Raw genomic sequence first — 21,638 nt, 5'->3', positions numbered from 1 at the left:
CAACGCCGCAACCGGCTGATTTTCAGTTCCATACCAGCAACTCCGCAGGCGTCGGGTTATAGGCGTTGCATGGGTTGTTCAGCTGCGGGCAGTTGGAGATCAGCACGATCACGTCCATCTCCGCGCGCAAATCGACGTACTTGCCCGGCGCGGAAATGCCGTCCTCGAAGGTCAGCCCGCCATCCGCCGTGACCGGCACGTTCATGAAGAAATTGATGTTCGGGCCGATGTCGCCTTTGCCCAGTCGACCGTCGTGGGCGCAGGCGCGCAGGTAGTTGTCGCGGCAGCTGTGCATGTAGCGTTTTTCCAGGGCGTAGCGCACGGTGTTGCTCTCTTGCGCGCAGGCGCCGCCGAGGGTGTCGTGGCGCCCGCAGGTGTCGGCGATAATGGTCAGCATCGGCTGGCCGAGGTTGGAATACAGCACGCTGCCGGTGCTCAGATAAACGCTGTTCTGCCGGCGCAGGGTGCGCTGCACGTCGTAGCGTTCCTTGGGATTGGCGAGGCTGTAGAACAAGGTGTCGATGGCCTGATTGCCTTCCAGATCGAGGATGCGCAGGGTCTGGCCGGCCTTGACCTCCAGCAGCCACGGCTCGCCGGCCGGGATGGTGGCGCGGTACACCGCAGCGTCGGGTTGTTTTGGCGAAGTGGCGATTGCAACGGACATGGCAGCGATCCTCAGGCGAACAAACGGTCGGTGTTGATGAAGCCGCGCTGGTTTTCCGGGCGCGAGGTGCGGCAGTGCTCGGCGACGCTGGCGTCGGCGTTCATCCAGCTGAGCTTCAGCGGTTTTGGCGCGTATTCCGGCGCCGGGTCCATCGGGTGCTGCAGCGCGGTAAGTACCACCAGGGTGTCCATCGGCGCGTACAACTCGATGTAATCGCCAGCCTTGGAATTGCCTTCGACGAAGTGCAAACGTCCGGCCTCATCGACATTCACCCGGCTGAACAGATTGAGGGTCATCAGCAGATCGGACAGGCCCAGGCCCCACTTGCCGAGCTCCACCAACAGGTTATCGGTGCCGTTGCGGAAGAAGCCGTTGCGCAGTTCCTGATAGCGGCCCTGTCCGTATTTTTCGGCGACTTCTTCAGCACAGAGCACGCCGCCGAGGCTGTCGCTCCAGCCGCAGGTGTCGGCGGTGATCGCGGCCAGTACGCGGCCCATGTCCGAGTACAGGCAATGGCCGCTGGTGAGCTTGGCGGTGTGTTGGCATTTGAGGCTGTCGGGAAGGTTCAGCCGCTCGGTTTTTTCGTTGGCGTTGAGCAGGGTCAGGCTGACGTTGGCGCCGCCGCGCAGGTCGGTCAGGCGCAGCAGTTGGCCGCGCTTGAGCACGAACGAACGGTGGCCGCCACCGGGTAGCATTTCCTCAGCAAAGGGTGGGAACAATCGGGTCGAATCAGTCATTGGCGTGTTCATCAATGCAGTCCTCTCAAGCGGTGCGAAGGGTGCCGGCCAGGTGCAGCGGCAGGGCGTCGACCGCGGCGCGCTGGGCGCGGCGGTCGCTGTTCAAAGGGATGTCGTAGGTGATGCGCGCGCCATAGGCGCCGGGGGCATGCGGGTCGAGGCGAACCTTGTCGAACACCAGCAGGCGGGTGCCAAGGTTGAAGCCTTCGGACAGGTCGTGGGTGACCATGAACACCGTCAAACGCGTCTCGCGCCACAGCTCCAGCAGCAGCGCGTGCATGTCTTTGCGGATGCCCGGATCGAGCGCGCCGAACGGTTCGTCGAGCAACAGCACGCGCGGTTTCATGATCAGTGCCTGGGCGATCGCCAGCCGTTGCTGCATACCGCCGGAGAGCTGCGCCGGGTACTTGTCCAGCGCATGACCGAGGCCGACCTTGACCAGCAATGCCGTCGCCTGCTCGCGCGCGTCGCGCTTGGCGCTGCCGAACAACCGGCCGAGCAACGGCGCGTGCGGCAGTTCCAGACCGAGGGCGACGTTGTCGAGCACGCTCAGGTGCGGGAACACCGAGTAGCGCTGGAACACCACGCCGCGGCTGGCGTCCGGCTCGCTGGCCAGCGGCTGACCGTCGAGCAGAATTTCACCGCGACTGGCGCTTTCCTGGCCGAGCAGCAGGCGCAGGAACGTCGATTTGCCGCAGCCGGACGCGCCGACCAAGGTGCAGAACTCGCCCTCGTTGACGCTCAGGTTCAAGCCCTCCAGCACGACCTGATCGGCGTATTGCTGCCAGACGTTTTTCACCGTGATGAAGCTCATTTGCCGGCCCCCTCATACCAGGGGAAGGCGCGTAGCGTCAGGCGTTTCAACGCCCAGTCCATCAGCCAGGCGAGGAGGGTGATCCACACCACGTACGGCAGAATCACGTCCATCGCCAGGTAACGGCGGACGAGGAAGATCCGGTAGCCAAGGCCATCGGTCGAGGCGATCGCTTCCGCCGCAATCAGGAACAGCCACGCCGAGCCGAGCATCAGCCGCAGCGAAATCAGCAGACGCGGCAGCAACTGCGGCAGCACCACGCGCAGCATCAGCGTCCAGGTCGAGGCGCCCAGGGTCTGTGCCTTGATCAACAGTTCCACGGGAATCTCCCGGGCGCGTTGTTCCAGATCGCGGGCGAGGGCCGGGGTGATGCCGATCACGATCAGCATGACTTTCGACAACTCGCCCAGACCGAACACGATGAACAGAATCGGCAGGATCGCCAGCGGTGGCACCATCGACAACACCGTCAGCAGCGGCGACAACGGTGCGCCAAACAGCGGCAGCGTGCCGGCGGCAATGCCCAGGCACAGCCCGGCCAGTGCAGCGATGCCAAGGCCGATGGCCAGGCGCCGTAGACTCGACGCAGTGTCCTGCCACAACAGGTATTCACCGGTGCGGCTGTCGGCACTGAAGGCCAGGCGTTTCACCGCATCGGTCATCTGCACGGCGCTGGGCAGCAGTTTGTCGTTGGGGTTGTCCGCCAGACGCTCGGCCGAGCCATTGAAATAGGCGAACAGCACCAGGGCGAACGGCAAGAGCACCAGCAGCAGGCGACTCGGGCGATCCGGGTGGCGATTGATCAGGCGCATGGCCAAATCCTCCGTGGCTTACAGCTTGGCGTCGGCGGCCATCTGCACGTAAGTCGGATCGAAACGCAGCTTGAGATTGCCGGTGTCGCCGCTGGTCACGCCGTTGGCGAAGCTCATGCCGACCGCGCTGGGGTCTTTCGCACCTTCGCCGAGCAAACCGTGCTCGAAGGAAAACTCGGCGACCTTGCGCATTGTGTCCGGCAGTTGTTTGCTGGTGGCGAAGCTCAAAGCTTCGGCTGGCGTGGCGAACAATCGGGTGGTGTCCAGTTGCGCCTGGAATCCGGCGAGATCGGTGCCCGAGGCCTTGGCCATGTACTCCAGAGCGGCCTTGCTCGCAGCGTTCTTCGCGTTCATCAGCGCGACCACTTCGAACCATGCGCCGGTCAATGCTTTGCCCAGTGCCGGGTTGTCTTTGAGGGTGGCGCTGTTGACCACCATCATGTCCATGATTTCGCCGGGAATCTGGCTGGAGTTGAACACCTCGGTCACGCCGGGTTTGGCCTTGATGTCGGAAAGCATCGGGTTCCAGGTGGTCACGGCCTTGACTTCATCGGTATTGAAAGCGGCGGAAATGTCGGCATCGGAGGTGTTGACCACTTTCAGGTCTTTCTCGGTCAGGTCCACCGAGTCCAGGGCGCGGGCCAGAAGGTAGTGCGAGACCGACAGCTCGACCAGGTTGACGTCCATGCCCTTGAGATCGGCGACCTTCCTGCCTTCACCCTTGAGGACGATGCCGTCGTTGCCATTGGAGAAATCGCTGACGATCAGCGCGGTGCTGTCGACGCCGCCGGCGGCCGGAATGGTCAGCGCATCCATGTTGGTCATGGTGCAGCCGTCGAACTGGCCGGCGGTGTACTGGTTGATCGATTCGACATAGTCGTTGAGCTGCACGACGTCGATCTTGATCCCGTATTTCTTCGCCCATTTGTCGACGATGCCCTGGCTGCCGGCGTATTCCCATGGCATCCAGCCGGCGTAGATCGTCCAGCACACGCTGAAGTGGTCTTTCTGAGCGGCGGGAGATTGCGTGCTGAGCAGCGCGGCGAATGCGGCGGCGAGCAGGGCGGGCAAATGTAGTCGGGTCATGGTGAGTTCTCCAGTTGATCGAGGGCGGACAGGAAGGCAACGCGGCACCGCGAACGGTGGCTTGTCTCCCGGGCTTTTGTCCCGCCGTGTAACCTCAACTGGAGGTCGCCAACTCTCGGACCAGCCACTCGCACATGCGAGCCGGAACCCTAGTCAGCCATTGCAAATTGTGGTGCCGCGAACCTGTGATGACTCCTGCACAAGGTTGCTAAAGCGAGAGGCGTGCCAAGTCGGCAAGAAGCCTCTGGCTCGGGGGCTGGCTGGTGGTGGTAATGATTGAGCGGTTTCGATGCGCTTTGTGTTGGTGCGCGGCTGCACCGTTGTGCAGCGCTCGAGGGCGTCGATATCAGCGCAGCGAATTTACCGATCACGACCATCAATCAGCGGATGAATGACGGCTTTTCGCATGTGAATAACCTTTCATCGATCACTTGTTTCAACTTGTTGCAGGAACGCACCAGATGCCGAAATCGCTGTCTGATTTTTCGTCAGTCACCGATAAACGACTGATGCCTGCCAGCGTCGCTGGTGTGGCCCACCCGCGGTCCAGGAGGCCGCCATGTATAGACGAATTCTTCTGCTTGCTGCGTTGATGTTTTCCGTTGCCGGTTGCGTCCCGTACTCCTACGCGGACTCGTATTATTCCGAGGTGTATACCTCACCCGCACCGGCCTACTACAACACAGGTGGCACGTATTACCGGGGCGGCAGCACGTACTATTCGACGCCGCGTTACTATCAGCCCGCACCCCGTTATTACCAGCAACCGCGCTACTACCAGGCGCCGCGCTACTACCAACCGGCCCCGCGTTATTACGAAAGCCGCCGCTGGCACGGCAACGACCGCGGACGCTGGGAAGGCCACCGTCGCGGCGGTTGGGACAATGACCACCGCGGTCGCGGCAACTACGACCGGCACAGCGGTCGCCGTGATTACAACGGCCGTGGCAATCGCTGGTAATCAACCGCAAATGAAAAAGCGGCGCATGAAGCGCCGCTTTTTTATGCCCGTCAGAAAAGTGCTCCAGTAGCCATCTCCGAGGGGATTCACAGACGCTTCCTACATTTTCATTTCCAGGCATTTGTTAGCGTTTGCAGATGCCGAACGACGCGAGGAAACCTTGGCTCGATAGCGGCGAAAAACGGACGTCACCGCTATGAAGCTGCTTGTTGTTCACCAGAATTTTCCGGGCCAGTTCCGCCATGTGCTGCTGGCCGCGATTGCCCGGGGCGATGAGGTCTTGGCGATAGGTCGGGATACGGCGCCGGGGCTCGACGGGGTGAGATTGTTCCGCTATCGAACTGGCAGGAAAACACCGGCCAGCATTCACCCTTATCTGATCCGCTACGAGCAAGCGGTGATCGATGGCCAGAAGGTCTTTACGATTCTGACCCGCTTGAAGCAGACGGGCTATCGACCCGACGTAGTCCTTGCTCATCCTGGCTGGGGGGAAACGCTCTTCGTCAAAGACGTGTTCCCCGATACGCCGCTTGTCCACTATTGCGAGTATTACTATCGAGCCCACGGCGCCGACTCCGGGTTCGATCCCGAGTTTGCACGCGCTGAAAGTGAGTCTTCAAGGCTTCGAGTGCTCAACTCGATGCATCTGTTGAATCTTGAACAATGTGATATTGCGATCGCGCCTACGTACTGGCAGTGCAGCCTCTTTCCTCAAGCTTATCGATCCAGAATCAAGGTCATCCACGAAGGTGTCGTTCAGAACAGTAGCGTCGCGCAAGTCGAGTCTGTTGTGTTGCCCTGTGGGGCCGAGCTGAAAGCCGGGCAACCGATCGTGACCTATGTCGCGAGGAATCTGGAACCGTATCGCGGCTTTCACAGTTTCATGCGAGCGATCCCGCAGATCCAGGCTGCGTGTCCGAGCGCTCGGATAGTCGTCGTGGGAGGGGATGAAGTCAGCTACGGACGGATGCCGGCTGAATATGCCAATTGGCGTTGCAGAATGCTGGCCGAAGTGAAGTTCGATCATTCCAGAGTGCATTTCACCGGAAGACTTCCTTATCAAACGTATAGAGCGATTCTGCAGCTTTCGACGGTTCACGTTTATTTGACCTACCCGTTTGTGTTGTCGTGGTCGTTATTGGAAGCGATGGCTTCCGGTTGCGTGATAGTCGCTTCGGATACGGCTCCGGTAATGGAAGTGATACAGGACGGGGTTAATGGACTGCTGGTTGATTTCTTTGACTGTCAGGCGATTGCTGAAAGGGTAAGCAAGGTATTGAACTCGTGCGGTGAATATAACCCTCTGCAAGCCGCCGCAAAGCGGACCGCGAGCAAATTCGATGTAACGGCCGGCACGAAGCAATATTTTGAGCTGTTTGAAAACGCTACGTCGAGGCCAAACGGTAAACGGGCTGTTGTTCGGTTTGGGGCGGGGATTTGAAATGCTCGTGATGTCGCGTAAGCAAGCGGTCAAGTGGCTTAAAAGGTTATTGAAGTATGGCTTGTTCGTATATGTCTGTTATTGCGTAGCGGAATTTTATATTCGCAGAGAACAGTCCGCTGAGGCGGCGGCGATCTATCAAGCGGACCAGAAGGCCTGTCAACAGAAACTGGCGAGCATGAAACAGGTGCCGATATTGGGTGGCGTTTATGTGGATAAGACGCTGGTCCCGGAGTTTTACGTTGGCATGCCGGAACTGGTGAATAAGAAAGCTTGTTTGGCGATTGCTCTGAAGGGTTTTTTCTGGTGGACCGGGACGGGACTGCACCGGTACCAGGATCACCGCGCAGAGTCGATTCCCAAAAGTTGGCGGCTCTATAAATTGAATGCCGGACTTTTTACCAGAAAAGAAACTACCGAGCCCCATGAACGGGGTTATAGGCACGTCAACTGGCCGGATGAGTTGGTCGTGAAATTGAAGAACTATCCGGGGCTGGAGATTTGGCTGGATGCGCCTCCGCCGCATTTCAAGAATGAAGATTCGGTTAGAACGTTTGTTATTACTGGCTGGCCGCGGCGAGATGGAACCCCTCGGTTGATCAACTGTGATGGCTTGATTCGTCCGGCTTCGGAGGAACAACTGACTGACGAGAAACTGGCACGGTTCAGCAGAGCTGAATTGGAAAATCTTGATTTCGGCAAATTGAATTTCTTCTGCACTATCAATCTGGATAACTTCGACTTCGCTGGGGGGCACGGTAGCGTTAGTCTCGGACTAGTGTCATTACGCGAAGCACCTGAGATGCTCAAGTATCTCAGTGATTATCTTTCACGCTCTGTTATTACAAGGAAGTAACAATGAGTTATGTTTTTAGCGATATGGAAAAATCAGAGATTTTCAACGCAGCCAATATTTGTAAAGGAATGAGGCTGCACTCAAAACAAATTCAGTACGATGCGCTGAAATCAGCAGGGTCGAGCTGCGCCCCCCTGTACCAGAAGCTATTCGATATTATTGGCGCAAGAGTTTCAGATGTTGTGGCTGCTGATAAAGAGGCTGGAGAGGTGCTGAAAAGCGCCAGACTCTGGCTTGCCGTGGCCATTGATGCCAACGGCGGAAACGGTGCCTACTCTGCCCTGATTCGTGGCTACACCTCACGTCAGGGGGAACTCAGACTGAATTCAATTTTCAGCGAAGACCTGATGCAGCTTTCATCCAATCAGGTTGCCGTCAATTTCATCAATACCCTGATCAACGGATCCCTTGCCGGTCAACTGGCACCCTGGACCGTTCCGTCGATCAGCCAGATCGCAGAAATCGATGCCAGCGCGATTGGCGAGGCACTGTTCAAGGAGGTTTGCGGGGAGGACGACACGGCCGTTAAGCGCAATGCCGGTTGGTCTGGAACGGTCGGTTTCAGCTTGTTAGGTGGAAAGCCTCCCTTTGAAACCTGGCGATTGATCTCCGCCGGTGATTCGATCGGGGAAGATGACGGACCACCCCTTCAGGCAAAACCCAACCGGCTCGACGACTATAAAAATATCCTCTTCGCCATCGACGCCTACAGCGTCGGCCTGCGGGCGGCGATCAGCAATTTCGGCGTCAATCCACTGCAAAGTCTGCTTTCAGTGGTGCCGGAACAAATCAATATCGCGCTGGCGAGTGGCAGTGTGAATCCGCTGATTCAGCATGTAGTGAAAGGCACGCCTGTTGCCGCCGTGGTCGAGTTGATCTTGCGCTACGGCCAGAACGAATTTCTCGACATGTTCAAGCGCACTTACGATGGCGATTCTGCCGCCACACCCACCACCAACGAAACCTTCGCCAGCAACGCTTATGCATTCTTCTCGGCATTCTCCCCGGAGCAGTCGCAAAGCATTGTCACCCGGACAATAGGCGAGTTCGGCAATGCCAATGCATGGGCGAAACTCGCAGGCGAGGCGACGACGCTCGGTCTGGCGTTGCGCAACTCTTTGCAGCAACTCAGTGAAGTCGTCATGGAACGAGCCGACGGTTATCCCGACCGCAACCTCGACCTTTACGATTCGCACACTGGCGAAGGCTTTATCACCGCGCAGTGGCTGACAGATCGTGCGCAGATGCTGGCCCGATTGATTGCTCGAACCCGGGGCTCGTTCGCAGAGCACTCGCTGCAGAAGTATTCCTACTCCGATCTCGCATCCGGCAGACAGGCGCCGATGACCACCGGTGTATTGAACCCGCTGGCCATGTTCGGTGATGACGGCGGGCGCTCTTTCGCCGGTGGCGTAAATGGCGATCATCTGTATGGCGGCGAGGGCAATGACACGATCAATGGTGCAGCGGGTCATGACGTTATCGAAGGTGGACGCGGTAATGATTCATTGGCCGGAGGCGACGGCAATGACGCGCTGTTCGGAATGGCTGGTGATGATGTTCTGGTGGGTGGAAAGGGTAACGACTCATTGTTCGGAGGCGAGGGCAATGACCGCTACGAGTTTTCCAGCGGCGATGGCATCGACGAGATTGTCGATGCCAACCTAAATGGGCAGCTATGGATCAACGGTTCGCCCATTCCTTCACTCAAGCGCCGCGCGCCGCTGAGCAATATCTGGTCTACCGAGGACCAGGCCATCACCCTGACGCTTATTGAACACACGCTGAATGTCAAATATGGCCTGAACGATCTGGTTGTTATCAAGAATTTCCAGCCTGGAATGCTTGGCATCCGTCTTCCTGAGTACGTGGGACAGCCGGTCGCCGTCGCAGATCTGAAACTCCAGGGCGACTGGAAAGCAAAAGACGCTGATCCCACTGTCCCCGGCGATCAGCCAACCCATGATGAATTGGGCAACGTTGTGCTGCTGCCCAAGGTCAAACAGCGCAACAAGGCCGATGTACTTTACGGTTCCGCTGCAGATGACGTCATTCTCGGTATGGGCGGTTCTGATCGATTGTTCGGCAAGGCTGGAGACGATCGATTATTTGGCGACAAGGAGACGACACTGGAAAAAGCCATGGCCGACGGTGACGCCAAGGGCAAGGCAAGCCGCGGAGACTGGCTTGATGGCAGCCAAGGGAACGACTTGCTGATCGGGACCGCATCTCGAGACGTACTCCTCGGTGGGAACGACCGGGATACCTTGATCGGCGGTGCTGGCGACGACGTTTTATCCGGAGACGAAACCACCGGTGCCCTCGAGCAGGGTTGGGCGGTCAAGCGCGCGAACGTCTTTATTGCTAGCGGTGTGACCAGTCACCGCACGGTCTATTCAAAGGCCTCGGTAAACAGTGCGGCGGAGGGCGGTGATGACGTGCTCTATGGGCAGGGCGGCAAGGATTTTATCAACGGCGGTTGGGGTGAGGACCTGCTTGACGGCGGAGCTGACGACGATTTTCTCAAAGGCGAGCAAGGTCACGACACCTTGGCCGGTGGCAGCGGCAACGACGTGATGCTCGGTGACAACCTCGATTGGGGCGGTGGTCTGTCCAGCAAGCATCATGGCAACGATGTGCTGGACGGCGGCAGCGGTAACGACTTGATCGCCGGTAACGGTGGCAGCGACGCGTTGTATGGCGGCTCCGGCAATGACACTTTGCAAGGTGATGACGACGTACTGGACGGCGTCGCTGGCGATGCCGCGCATTTTTTTGGCAATGATCTGCTGGACGGAGGCGCGGGCGACGACCGGCTCTGGGGCGGCGGTGCCGATGATCTGCTCTTCGGCGGCGAGGGCAACGATGATCTGATCGCCGATAGCCCTGATCATCCGGTTCGTTACCACGGTAACGACTTTCTTGATGGCGGCGCGGGGGACGATACCCTGCGAGGCATGGGTGGCTCGGATACGCTGTTGGGTGGCGCTGGCGCTGATTTCCTGGATGGCGACGTGTCTGACTTGCAACCGGGCGGAATCAGCAATGACTTCCTTGATGGCGGCGAAGGAAATGACACGTTACAGGGCGGCTTCGGTGCCGACACACTGTACGGCGGGATGGGTGAGGACCTTTTGGCCGGCGATTACGAACAAACCGCTGAAGCCGATTCGGGCGCCGATTATCTTGACGGCGGCTCAGGCAACGACACCTTGCTCGGAGGCGGCGGCAACGACACCTTGATGGGCGGGGAAGGGACGGATTACCTGCGCGGCGATTCGGGCAACAACGTGTTTGATGGCGGTCCCGGTCATGACGTGCTGGAAGGGCTGGAGGGGGCTGATATCTACTATTTCGGCACTGGCGACGGGCTGGATGTTGTTAACGATTCGGGTGGCAGAAATATTGTCCGGTTCGGTGCAGGGTTTTCCGCGCAAAGCCTGAAAGCCGACATCCTTGAAGGGGCGGCCGGCACGGTCATGCGGTTGGACAACGGGATGGGCGACGCACTGCTCATCAAGCACCACGAGAAGTGGAAGGATTCGACTTTCAGCTTCAGCGACGGTGTTGTACTGGGCTATGAAGAAGTCTTGCGCAAAACACTGCCGCCGATGCCGGTGCCTGAGTTAGCCGCATCTGAAGTTGTAACCGCCATGCAAACCAATCATGTGGTCGATGAAAGCCACGTTGACGTCGGCGGTCAGCGAGACGATGAAACCCTTGCGGCGCAAGGCCCTGTGGGGTCCGATCCACACGTTGACTGGAGCGAAAAATTCCTCGCGCAAATCGAGTCGGAGCGCTCTACCCGCAGATACGCCACCGGTTTTGCCTTGAATGAACACGGTGTCTGGGTTCGTAGCCACATCACCACCAGCGATACCGGGTACACCACCCACACCGAGCTGATTGATGAGCGCATCGAAACGGGAACACTGTCTGAAACGCCGCCATGGATGGGGGCACATGGCGGGCAAGCAGTGTTCAGTGAAAGGCAGTCTGGCGTCACAACCGAGACGGAACAGAAACGGGTAACAGCCGAGGGCGCGAGACCCCGCGCAAGCCAGGCGCCCGGCTATTATCGATCCGGTTCTGCCGGTGGCTTTTCATTCAAAACCGGAGATGTTCTGGTCGAAGACAGAAAAGACTCCGGTGCCCTTCAAGGCTGGTACATCTATCCGGCTGAAAGCTTCGGAGCGGGCGAAACGCTGCGCAAGGAGTTTCGCCGCAACCTGGAGACGGCAACCATCAAACGCAAAATCGTCCAGGGCGACGATGCTGGCGGGCGGATTAATGTCGAAGTCGAAAATGTGTTCCACGGCGGCGCGGGAGACGATCTGATCGTCGCTTGTGCAGGGTCCCCTCTCGATTACGGCACTGTCGGTCACAGAACACCGGGCGCGTATTTATCCGCCGGGGCCGGCAACGACACGCTGCTCGGTTCCGAAGGCGCGGACTATCTGGTCAGTGGATCAGGGGCTGACTGGCTTTACGGTGAAGACGGCGCGGACACCTACATCATTCAGGCGCATGCCGGCGCGACCACCACGATTGCGGATGTGTTGAACCCGGTTTTCCAACGGCCGGAAGTCGGCGTGGCTGGGTGGAAAGACGCGTACGGGTTGGTCGATCAGGATACCGTCGTTCTACCAGCAGAAGCGAAGCGCGATGCGCTGCAATTGTGCTGGGGGGCTGCACTGATTGAAACCACCCATGTCGAGTTGCAACCCAATCCGGCGCGCGCGGCTTACCGCCAACCACCTCGGGCGAAAAGGCTCTACCCGACGCTTGATATTAGATGGGGTGGAACGCAGAAAGTCCGTATCGTCCTGCCTGAGGCTGGCGATCTGGAAGGGACCGGTATTGAGCGCGTCCAGTTTGCCGACGGAACAAGCGTGGGTGTGAAGCAGCTCCTGGAGTCCAGTCAGTTGGGTCCCGCACCCGACACTTTTCAGACTGGCGTAATCGTCAACAATCCTACCCGGTTCATCTCCTTGCGAGACGGACGAGCACTTCCATTAGTGGGCGGTCGTGGCAATGACACGATAACCGGCGCGGGCGAAATCCGAGGCATGCAAGGGGACGACGTGCTTACAGGTAGCCAGGGTGACGATCTGCTGTTGGGTGGGCCAGGCAATGACACGCTGTCCGGCGGCGCTGGCAATGATATTTACCAATACGATGGCCTCGGCAGAGATGTGGTCATCAACAGCGGTGGCGGTCTGGATGGCATCGATTTTTCCCAGCGCAGGCTGACGATCGACAATTTGAAATTTCACCGTGAGCACGATGATCTGGTGATTGTCGTGGACTACGGCATGGCTCCGAAAATTCGCGTTGCCAGGCACTTTGCCGGGATGGAAAGCGCGATCGGGTTCATAAGGGTCAGCGAAGGAACAGCGATTCAAGACTACACCGCGACGCAAATTGCCGAGCGACTACATCCTCTTCCGCCCCTGAAGAATGTCGAAGAAATTTTGATAAAGGGCGACGATGAAGCTCAACAGGCGATGGCGGAAATCATCGAGTTCTACGAACTGAATGTCTGAGTAGCAGGACGGTCGATGAGCCAGCCCGCGATGCAAACCCCATTGCCATCGCGGGCCACGCGTCATCTCAATACTGAGTCAAATCCGCCAACGGATGCCGCCCCTCCCAAACCTTGTGAAAATGCGCTTCCACCACCGCTTCCGGCACGTGATGAATATCCGGCCAGTGCCAATGTGGCTTCTGATCCTTGTCGATCAACCGTGCGCGTACCCCCTCGCTGAATTCCGGATGCCGACAGCAATTGAGGCTCAGGGTGTATTCCATCTGGAACACTTCGGCCAGTGACATATGCCGCGCGCGGATGATCTGCTGCCAGACCAGATGCGCAGTCAGCGGCGAGCCTTCGCTCAGGGTCTTTGCTGCGCGGGCGATCAGCGGGTCGCTGCTGTCGCGTTGCAGGCTGAGGGCGGTCCAGGCACACGCGACATCGCTGACATCGAGCAATTCGTCGATCTGCGGCCGACGCGGCAGCCACTGGGCTTCGGGCATCTGCGCCAGGGCTTCCTGTTGCAAGGCCTTGAGCAGGCTGTTGAGCTGCATGTCGGTCTGTTCCTGCCAGTTCAGCTGCAACAAGCCTTTGATCAGCTCCGGTTGCTGTTCGTCGAGCAGAAACCGGTCGGCCAGGCCCAGATCCAACGCATCACGGCCATTGATGTGCGCGCCAGTCAAACCGAGAAACAGCCCGAGCTTGCCCGGCAAACGGGCGAGAAACCAACTGGCGCCGACATCCGGGTAGAGACCGATAATGATTTCCGGCATCGCCAGACGACTGCTCGGCGTGACGATCCGCGTGCTCGCAGCTTGCAACAACCCCATGCCGCCGCCAAGCACGTAACCGTGGCCCCAGCAGATCAGCGGTTTTGGGTAGGTGTGCAGTTGGTAGTCGAGTCGATATTCAGCACTGAAAAACTGCGCCGCCAGCGGCGGGACTTCACCGGGATGGGCGCGGCAGGCTTCGACCAGGCTGCGAACTTCGCCGCCGGCACAGAACGCCTTGGTGCCATTGCCACGCAATAGCACGCAGACGATTTGCGGGTCATTGCCCCAGGCGCTGAGTTTGTCGGCGAGGGCGTTGATCATCGGCAGGGACAGCGCGTTCAGCGACTTTTCGGCATCCAGGCTGGCGATGCCGATACGGGCGCCGTCGGTGCCGGTGAGTTCTTCGAAGTGCAGATTCATCGTGACCTCGATCCAGAAATTGAACGATCAGTATGATCGTTGTGGGGGAAAGTGCCGGATCTGCGTCAGATCAATTGACAAGCGTGGTCGGCTTTCCTAGGGTTCGCCCCATTGTTTTTGCCGGGTATGACCATGACTGCTGACGACCGTATCAAACTCGAACCGAGCTGGAAGGAGGCACTGCGTGCTGAGTTCGACCAGCCGTACATGGCAGAGTTGCGCCAGTTTCTGCAGCAGGAGCGGGCGGCCGGCAAGGAAATCTATCCGCCGGGGCCGATGATTTTCAACGCACTGAATTCGACGCCGCTGGAGAAAGTGAAGGTGGTGATTCTCGGCCAGGACCCGTATCACGGCCCGGGTCAGGCCCACGGCTTGTGCTTCTCGGTGCAGCCGGGCGTGCCGGCGCCGCCATCGCTGGTCAACATCTATAAAGAGTTGAAGCGCGACCTGAACATCGACATCCCCAATCACGGCTACCTGCAGAGCTGGGCCGATCAGGGCGTGTTGATGCTCAACACCACCATGACCGTCGAACGCGCCCATGCCAATGCGCACAAGGACAAGGGCTGGCAATTCTTCACCGACCGCATCATCGAAGTGGTCAGCGAGCGGCAGCCGCATCTGGTGTTCATGCTTTGGGGCGCGCATGCCCAGGGCAAGCAGAAGCTGATCGACGCCACCAAACACCTGGTGCTGACCTCGGTGCATCCGTCACCGCTGTCGGCTTATCGCGGGTTTCTCGGTTGCGGGCACTTCGGCCGGGCAAACAAGTTTCTTGAGCAGAATGGCGAGACGCCGATCGAGTGGCGGCTCCCGCCTCTTGCATAAGATCGTTCCCATGCTCCGCGTGGGAATGCCTCAATGGACGCTCCGCGTCCGCTTTTGGGACGCAGAGCGTCCCGGGCTGCATTCCCACGCAGAGCGTGGGAACGATCAGTTAGTCAGGACTCTGGCTGACGATTCCAATACTTGAACAACGGCTCCGCCAGAAACAGCACGAACAACAGCCGCATCACCTGCATCGCCGTCACCAGCGGCACCGACAGTTGCAAGGTCTCGGCGGTCAGACTCATCTCGGCAATCCCGCCGGGCATCATGCCCAGGGTCAGCGAGCGCAGATCCAGATGGGTCAGCGCGCTCAGTCCCAAGGCTGCCAGCGAAGCAATCAACATGGTCAGCGCTGTGCCGATCAACGTCCGCCCCATGAATGACGGCGCACGGCGGAAAAACTCGCGGTTGAAGTGGCAACCCAGGCCACTGCCGATCAGCCACTGGCCGATCTGGCTGCCGCCATTGGGCAGGCCGATGTGCAGATCCCAAGCGATGCTCACCGCCGCACTCACCAGCAACGGCCCGAACAGCCAGGGATTGGGTTGACGCAGACGTTGCCAGAGCCAGGCGAGCAGGGCGCCCGCCGGAAACAGAATCGCCAGCCAGCGCCAGTCGACGCTGCCCGCGTGAGCAATCGGCGTGCCGTCACCGAGCAGGTATTTGAACGCCGCCGGCACACACAGCACGACCACCAGCACCCGCAGACTCTGCCCGGCCGCGACGTGGCTGAGTAAAGCGCCGTTGCGCGCGCCGAGGTTGACCATCTCGCCCGAGCCGCCGGGCATGCTGGAAAAGAATGCGGTGGCGCGATCTTCGCCGGTACGCCGCATCAACCACACGCCGACCACCGCCGACAGGCTGGTGACCAGCGCACCGAAGAAAATCAGACCGAAATGACTGAGCACCTGCTCCATCACCAGCGGGGTGAAGTGCAGGCCGATGCCGATGCCAACGATCCACTGGCCGCACTTGCGTCCGCCAGGGATTTCCGTGAGTTGCCAGGGGGTCAGGCAGCGCACGAGGATGATCGCCAGCAACGAGCCGACCATCCACGGCAACGGCCAGCCGATCTGGCTGGCGAGGTAACCGCCAAGCAGACCGACCAGCGGGGTTCCCCACCAGGATTTCAGGGCAGAGCGATCAAACATCGGCGATGACGCGCCGTGCCGCCGAACGTTTGCGCCAGATGCGGATCAGCGGCATCAGCAGCATGATCGCCGTCAGGATCCAGCAGCCGAAGGTGATCGGGCTCGACCAGAGGATTTCCAGCGCACCGTTGGAGATCGACAGGGCGCGACGCAGGTTCTGCTCCATCAGACCGCCGAGGATGAAACCGAGCAGCAGCGGTGACAACGGGAAGTCCAGCTTGCGCAGGATGTAACCGAAGATACCGATACCGATCATCAGGAACAGGTCGAAGGTGGTCGCATGCACTGCGTAAACGCCGATCCCGGTGATGATCGCGATGATCGGCACCAGTGCCCAGTTCGGCACGGCGAGGATACGGGTGAACACGCGGATCATCGGAATGTTGAGGATCACCAGCATGACGTTGGCGATGAACAACGACGCGATCAGACCCCAGACGATGTCCGGTTGCTGTTGGAACAACAGCGGGCCCGGGGTGATGTTGTACAGCGACAGCGCGCCGATCATCACTGCGGTGGTGCCTGAACCCGGCACACCGAGGGTCAGCATTGGCACCAAGGCACCGCACGCCGCGCCACCGATGGCGGTTTCTGGTGCCGCGAGGCCACGGGCGTCGCCTTCACCGAATTTACCGCTGGTGCCAGCGATGCGCTTCTCGGTCATGTAGGCCACGGCACTGGCGAGGGTCGCGCCGGCACCGGGCAACACGCCCATGATGAAACCGAGCACGCCGCAGCGCAGATTGACCGTGAATACCGACGCCGCTTCCTTGAAGTTGAACATCATCCGCCCGGTGGCTTTCACCGCTTCCTGGCCGTGGTGGGTTTTTTCCAGCAGCAGAAGGATTTCGCTGATCGAGAACAGACCCAGCACCAGCACGACGAACTGAATGCCGTCGGTCAGGTGAATGTTGTCGCCGGTGAAGCGGTACACGCCGCTGTTGGCGTCGATGCCAACGGTGGAAAGGAACAGGCCGATCAGCGCTGCGATAAAGGTTTTCAGCGGTCGATCGCCGGCCATGCCGCCGAGACAGACAATCGCGAAGACCATCAATACGAAATATTCCGCCGGGCCGAAGGCAATCGCCCATTTCGCCAGCAGCGGCGCGAACAGCACCATGCCGCAGGTGGCGATGAACGCGCCGATGAACGAGCTCCACGCCGACAGCGACAGCGCGACGCCAGCCAGGCCTTTGCGGGCCATCGGGTAGCCGTCGAGGGTGGTCATCACGGTGGAGGCTTCGCCAGGAATGTTCAGCAGAATCGAACTGATCCGGCCGCCGTATTCGCAGCCCAGGTACACCGCCGCGAGCAGAATCAGCGCCGACTCTGGCGGCAGGCCGAGAGCAAATGCGATCGGAATCAGCAACGCCACGCCGTTGATCGGGCCCAGGCCCGGCAACAGGCCGACGACGGTGCCGATCAGCGTGCCGCACAGTGCGGTCACCAGGTTGTACGGGCTCAGCGCGACGCCAAAGCCCTGACCCAAATAGCCAAGAGTATCCATTTCAGTTCTCCAGAACGCTGAGCAGGCCAAGGGGCAGCGGAACGTCCATCAAACGGTCGAACAGCAGGTAAAGACCGATCGCCATCAGGCTGATGATCACCACGCTCGGCAGCCAGCGGCCGCCATAGAGACGCGCCATCGGTACGCCGGTGAGGATGCCGGCAATGATGAAACCAAGGGGTTCGAAGGTGCCGGCGAACACCAGCAGCAGTACCACGCAGAGACCGATCTTGGTCAGGCTTTCGCGGTCCAGCGGCGGCTCATCCGGGTTGTGCTTGATCGGCGCCGGACGGAACACCATGTACAGCAGCGCCAGGCCCATCAGGCCGAGCATCAACAGCGGGAAGGCGCGCGGGCCCACCGGTTCGTAGGAAAAAGCCGCTTGGTACGGCCACGCCATCAGTGCCAGGCCGGCGCAAACCAGCAGCAACACCGAGGCGAAAATGCGTTGAATAAGCATGGGAGCTCCTGTGTGGCGTCCCCGCGCAGGAGACGCCACCACTAGACAGAGACGATCACTGGATCAGGCCGAACTCTTTGGCCAGCACTTTGTAGTCGGCAACTTGCTTCTTCACGTAGGTGTCCAGTTCCGCGCCAGTCATGGCAAACGGGAACAGTTCACGCTGATCGCGCAGCTTGGCGAACTCCGGCGACGCCAGCAGTTTGTCGAACGAGTCTTTCCACCAGGCATAATCTTCGTCGCTGACTTTTGGCCCCAGGTAGAAACCACGGACCACTGGCCAGACGATGTCGTAGCCTTGTTCGCGGGCAGTCGGGATGTCCTTCATTTCCGGCTCGTCCAGACGCTTTTCAGCGAACACCGCGAGCAGACGCATGTCGCCGCTCTGGATGTGCGGCATGGAGTCGGAGATGTCGGTACTGCCGACCTGAATATGGCCGCCGAGCAGGGCGGTAGCGATTTCGCCGCCGCCTTCCAGAGCAACGTAACGCAGGTCACGCGGGTTGATCCCGGCGGCCTTGGCGATCAGTGCGGTCTGCATCCAGTCCTGGCTGCCGACGGTGCCGCCGGAACCGATGACCACCGAGCCCGGATCTTTCTTCAATGCTTGAACGAGATCGTCGAGGGTCTTGTAGGGCGAATCGCTTTTCACGGCGATGGCGCCATAGCTGGTGCCGACCGCCGCCAGCCAGCGCACGTTGGTTTCGTCGAAACGCCCGAACTTGCCCTGCGCCAGGTTCAGCAGCGAACCGCTCGACCAGGCGACCAGCGTGCCCGCGTCGGCCGGACGCTGAGCGACCACGGCGTTGTACGCCACTGCGCCGACGCCGCCGGGCATGTAGGTCACGCGCATCGGTTTGCTCAGCAGCTTTTCATTCACCAGTGCACTCTGCACCAGCTTGCAGGTCAGGTCGAAACCACCGCCCGGCGAGGCCGGGGCGATGCATTCCGGGCGTTTCGGCTCGGCCATGAGTTGGCCGGCTATCAACATTGCGCCAGCGGCTAAAGCAACTTTACGCAGGGATACGTTCATTTGAGTCTCCAGAGGAGTTGTTGTTATGGATGGACCAATGACCAAAGGACAGGCTAGAGCTTAGCGGCAGGCGCGGTTTTCTCGCGGCGTGAGCTTGAACAGGGCAACAACGCAGGCCTGCGGTGAAAAACCGGCGAGAGAATGATGGAAGCGGGAGGGGCGAGCAGGCGTTAGAGCCTTGGTGCGCATGGATAGCATGCTGGGGTACTCCGTTATTGTTCTTATGGGTCGAAAACGCTTCGTGGCGTTTTTCGGACGCTGTGTGGCTGCAGCGACGACAGTCGCAACTGTCCGTGAAGCGGACTGTAATCCGCTAACCTTTCGCTAACCTTTCAGCTCGCTTTCACGGTTTTCGGGCTTCACAGCAGCGGTTGCGGCTGTAAACTCCGCGGCAAAGCGTGGCGCCGGCCATCCCTGAACGAGGTAAAAATCCATGCGTGTCCTGCTCGTCGAAGACCATCTGCAACTGGCTGAAAGCGTCGCCCAGGCGCTCAAGAGCACCGGTCTGACCGTGGATGTGTTGCACGATGGCGTGGCCGCCGACCTGGCGCTGGGCAGCGAGGAATATGCCGTGGCGATCCTCGATGTCGGCCTGCCGCGCATGGACGGTTTCGAGGTGTTGGCGCGGTTGCGCGCCCGTGGGAAAAACGTGCCGGTGCTGATGCTGACCGCGCGCAGCGACGTGAAAGACCGCGTGCATGGCCTCAATCTGGGCGCCGACGATTACCTCGCCAAGCCATTCGAACTGACCGAACTCGAGGCACGGGTCAAAGCCCTGTTGCGTCGCAGTGTGCTCGGCGGCGAGCGCCAGCAGCGCTGCGGCGTGCTGGCCTACGACCTCGACACCCGGCGCTTCACGCTTGGCGAAGAACTGCTGACCCTGACCTCCCGCGAACAAGCTGTGCTCGAAGCGCTGATCGCCCGTCCTGGCCGGGTGATGAGCAAGGAGCAGTTGGCGGCGCAAGTGTTCGGCCTCGACGAAGAAGCCAGCCCGGATGCCATCGAAATCTACGTGCACCGTCTGCGCAAAAAACTCGACGGTCAGCCAGTGGCGATCGTGACCTTCCGCGGCCTCGGCTATCTGCTGGAAAGCCGCGATGCATAAGCCCAGCAGCCTGCGCTGGCGGTTGTTGTGGAACCTTGCAGTGTTGCTGGTGGTGTTGATGCTTGCCAGCGGCTTGAGCGCTTACTGGAATGGCCGCGAAGCCGCCGACACCGCCTATGACCGCACGCTGCTGGCCTCGGCGCGGACCATTGCCGCCGGCCTGTCGCAACGCGATGGCAGCCTCAGCGCCGATGTCCCTTACGTGGCCCTCGATACGTTCGCCTACGACAGTGCCGGGCGCATTTATTACCAGGTCAACGACATCCACCAGAAGTTGATTTCCGGCTACGAGAATTTGCCGGGCCCACCGCCCGGCACGCCACGCACCGACAGTTATCCGGCACTGGCGCGTTTCTACAACGCCACTTACAACGGCCAGAACGTGCGTGTGGTCAGTCTGCTCAAGGCGGTGTCCGAGCCGAACATGAACGGCATGGCGGAAATCCGCGTCGCCGAAACCGACGAGGCACGCGTCAGCATGGCGCGCAGTCTGGCTGCTGATACCTTGCTGCGTCTGGGTATGCTGGCGATCGGTGCGCTGCTGATGGTCTGGTTCGCGGTCAGCGCAGCGTTGCGCCCGCTGGAACGCCTGCGCACGGCAGTCGAAGAGCGTCAGCCCGACGATCTGCGCCCGCTGCCACTGGTGGAGGTTCAGGATGAACTGGGCCCCTTGGTGCGCGGCCTCAATCACTTTACCGAGCGCCTGCGCGCGCAGTTCGAGCGCCAGGCGCAATTCATCGCCGATGCCGCCCACGAACTACGCACGCCATTGGCGGCGCTGAAGGCGCGGCTTGAACTGGGGCTGCGCTCGACCGAGCCACAGACCTGGCGCGATACGCTGGAATCCTCCGCTCAGGGCACTGATCGCCTGACCCATCTGGCCAATCAACTGCTGTCGCTGGCGCGTGTCGAAAATGGTGCCCGGGCGATTGCCGAGGGTGGCGCGCAACTGCTCGATCTGAGTCAATTGGCGCGCGAGCTGGGCATGGCCATGGCACCGTTGGCGCACAAGCGCGGAGTGGCATTGGCGCTGGAGGCGGATGAGCCGGTGTGGCTGCGCGGCGAGCCGACGTTGCTCAACGAGTTGCTGAGCAACCTGGTCGACAATGCTTTGGCGCATACCCCGCCCGGTGGCAACGTGATCCTGCGGGTCGCCGCGCCGGCGGTGCTTGAGGTCGAAGATGACGGGCCGGGCATTCCGCTGGAGGAGCGTGATCGGGTATTCGAGCGCTTCTACCGGCGCAATCAGCAAGTGGCCGGATCCGGGTTGGGGCTGGCGATTGTCGGCGAGATCTGCCGCGCGCATCTGGCGCAGATCAGCCTGCATGATGGCGAGCAGGCGGGGTTGAAGGTGCGGGTGAGTTTTATTGCCGGGTGACAGGGGCGCCTTTACCGGCCCCATCGCCAGCAGGCTGGCTCCCACATGGAAAGAAAGTGCAGATTGATGCAAACCCTGT

The 21,638-nt window shown here is 60.2% G+C and carries 17 protein-coding genes and 1 riboswitch; of the genes, 7 read left to right on the top strand and 10 right to left on the bottom strand.

Translation table 11 applies throughout. The annotated features are described in order from the left end of the window. Positions 1–22 precede the first annotated feature (22 nt). Genes J3P75_RS21060 through J3P75_RS21040 form a run of 5 tightly spaced genes read right to left on the bottom strand, consistent with a single transcriptional unit; the run spans position 23 to position 4,113 of the window. Positions 23–664 carry an urea amidolyase associated protein UAAP2 gene (locus tag J3P75_RS21060; protein WP_434708044.1) on the bottom strand — a complete coding sequence of 214 codons (642 nt, stop codon included), beginning with the start codon at positions 662–664 and terminating at the stop codon, positions 23–25. Between the two features lie 11 nt (positions 665–675). Further along, entirely contained in the window at positions 676–1,401 is a 726-nt protein-coding gene (locus tag J3P75_RS21055) for an urea amidolyase associated protein UAAP1 (RefSeq protein WP_434708043.1), read from the bottom strand. A gap of 25 nt (positions 1,402–1,426) precedes the next feature. Then, complete coding sequence (locus tag J3P75_RS21050) at positions 1,427–2,215, bottom strand: ABC transporter ATP-binding protein (protein ID WP_434708042.1); 789 nt, start codon at positions 2,213–2,215, stop codon at positions 1,427–1,429. Further along, positions 2,212–3,027 (bottom strand): ABC transporter permease, encoded by an 816-nt coding sequence (locus J3P75_RS21045; protein WP_434708041.1) that lies wholly within the window; start codon positions 3,025–3,027, stop codon positions 2,212–2,214. The genes J3P75_RS21050 and J3P75_RS21045 overlap by 4 nt, the downstream gene beginning before the upstream one ends. Before the next feature lie 18 nt (positions 3,028–3,045). Further along, a complete protein-coding gene (locus tag J3P75_RS21040) occupies positions 3,046–4,113 on the bottom strand; it encodes a putative urea ABC transporter substrate-binding protein (RefSeq protein ID WP_434708040.1) in 1,068 nt (355 codons plus the stop codon). Between the two features lie 63 nt (positions 4,114–4,176). Further along, positions 4,177–4,277, bottom strand: a riboswitch (guanidine-I (ykkC/yxkD leader). Positions 4,278–4,672: 395 nt separating this feature from the next. Here J3P75_RS21040 and J3P75_RS21035 point away from each other — a divergent pair. From J3P75_RS21035 to J3P75_RS21020, 4 genes are all read left to right on the top strand, one after another. Continuing rightward, complete coding sequence (locus J3P75_RS21035) at positions 4,673–5,074, top strand: hypothetical protein (protein WP_434708039.1); 402 nt, start codon at positions 4,673–4,675, stop codon at positions 5,072–5,074. A 196-nt stretch (positions 5,075–5,270) separates the two neighbouring features. Beyond that, on the top strand, positions 5,271–6,515 hold the full coding sequence (locus tag J3P75_RS21030; RefSeq protein ID WP_434708038.1) for a glycosyltransferase family 4 protein: 1,245 nt from the start codon (positions 5,271–5,273) through the stop codon (positions 6,513–6,515). Between the two features lies 1 nt (position 6,516). Next, entirely contained in the window at positions 6,517–7,371 is an 855-nt protein-coding gene (locus J3P75_RS21025) for a hypothetical protein (RefSeq protein WP_434708037.1), read from the top strand. 2 nt (positions 7,372–7,373) lie between these two features. Then, positions 7,374–12,917, top strand: a complete 5,544-nt coding sequence (locus J3P75_RS21020) for a calcium-binding protein (protein ID WP_434708036.1) — start codon at positions 7,374–7,376, stop codon at positions 12,915–12,917. A gap of 67 nt (positions 12,918–12,984) precedes the next feature. Here J3P75_RS21020 and J3P75_RS21015 read toward each other — a convergent pair whose 3' ends face one another. Continuing rightward, positions 12,985–14,097 carry an enoyl-CoA hydratase/isomerase family protein gene (locus tag J3P75_RS21015; protein ID WP_434708035.1) on the bottom strand — a complete coding sequence of 371 codons (1,113 nt, stop codon included), beginning with the start codon at positions 14,095–14,097 and terminating at the stop codon, positions 12,985–12,987. 132 nt (positions 14,098–14,229) lie between these two features. Between J3P75_RS21015 and ung the strand changes: the two genes are divergently transcribed. Next, complete coding sequence (gene ung / locus J3P75_RS21010; RefSeq protein ID WP_434708034.1) at positions 14,230–14,925, top strand: uracil-DNA glycosylase; 696 nt, start codon at positions 14,230–14,232, stop codon at positions 14,923–14,925. A 113-nt stretch (positions 14,926–15,038) separates the two neighbouring features. Here ung and J3P75_RS21005 read toward each other — a convergent pair whose 3' ends face one another. From J3P75_RS21005 to J3P75_RS20990, 4 genes are read right to left on the bottom strand one after another with little or no spacing between them, the layout of a single operon-like run. Further along, positions 15,039–16,076: an AbrB family transcriptional regulator gene (locus J3P75_RS21005; protein WP_434708033.1), complete on the bottom strand. Its 1,038-nt coding sequence runs from the start codon at positions 16,074–16,076 to the stop codon at positions 15,039–15,041. Beyond that, positions 16,069–17,583, bottom strand: a complete 1,515-nt coding sequence (locus tag J3P75_RS21000) for a tripartite tricarboxylate transporter permease (protein ID WP_203421088.1) — start codon at positions 17,581–17,583, stop codon at positions 16,069–16,071. Before J3P75_RS21000 ends, J3P75_RS21005 begins: the two co-directional genes overlap by 8 nt. A 1-nt stretch (position 17,584) precedes the next feature. Then, positions 17,585–18,043 carry a tripartite tricarboxylate transporter TctB family protein gene (locus J3P75_RS20995; protein ID WP_434708032.1) on the bottom strand — a complete coding sequence of 153 codons (459 nt, stop codon included), beginning with the start codon at positions 18,041–18,043 and terminating at the stop codon, positions 17,585–17,587. A 55-nt stretch (positions 18,044–18,098) separates the two neighbouring features. Further along, positions 18,099–19,076 (bottom strand): Bug family tripartite tricarboxylate transporter substrate binding protein, encoded by a 978-nt coding sequence (locus tag J3P75_RS20990; RefSeq protein WP_203421090.1) that lies wholly within the window; start codon positions 19,074–19,076, stop codon positions 18,099–18,101. Positions 19,077–19,509: 433 nt separating this feature from the next. Between J3P75_RS20990 and J3P75_RS20985 the strand changes: the two genes are divergently transcribed. After that, entirely contained in the window at positions 19,510–20,181 is a 672-nt protein-coding gene (locus tag J3P75_RS20985) for a response regulator (protein WP_090282195.1), read from the top strand. Continuing rightward, complete coding sequence (locus tag J3P75_RS20980; RefSeq protein ID WP_093103814.1) at positions 20,174–21,559, top strand: sensor histidine kinase; 1,386 nt, start codon at positions 20,174–20,176, stop codon at positions 21,557–21,559. The genes J3P75_RS20985 and J3P75_RS20980 overlap by 8 nt, the downstream gene beginning before the upstream one ends. Positions 21,560–21,638: the final 79 nt, after the last annotated feature.

It is taken from the genome of Pseudomonas sp. R1-1, from assembly GCF_051132135.1.
Lineage (GTDB): Bacteria > Pseudomonadota > Gammaproteobacteria > Pseudomonadales > Pseudomonadaceae > Aquipseudomonas.
This window is presented reverse-complemented; position numbering and strand designations above follow the sequence as displayed.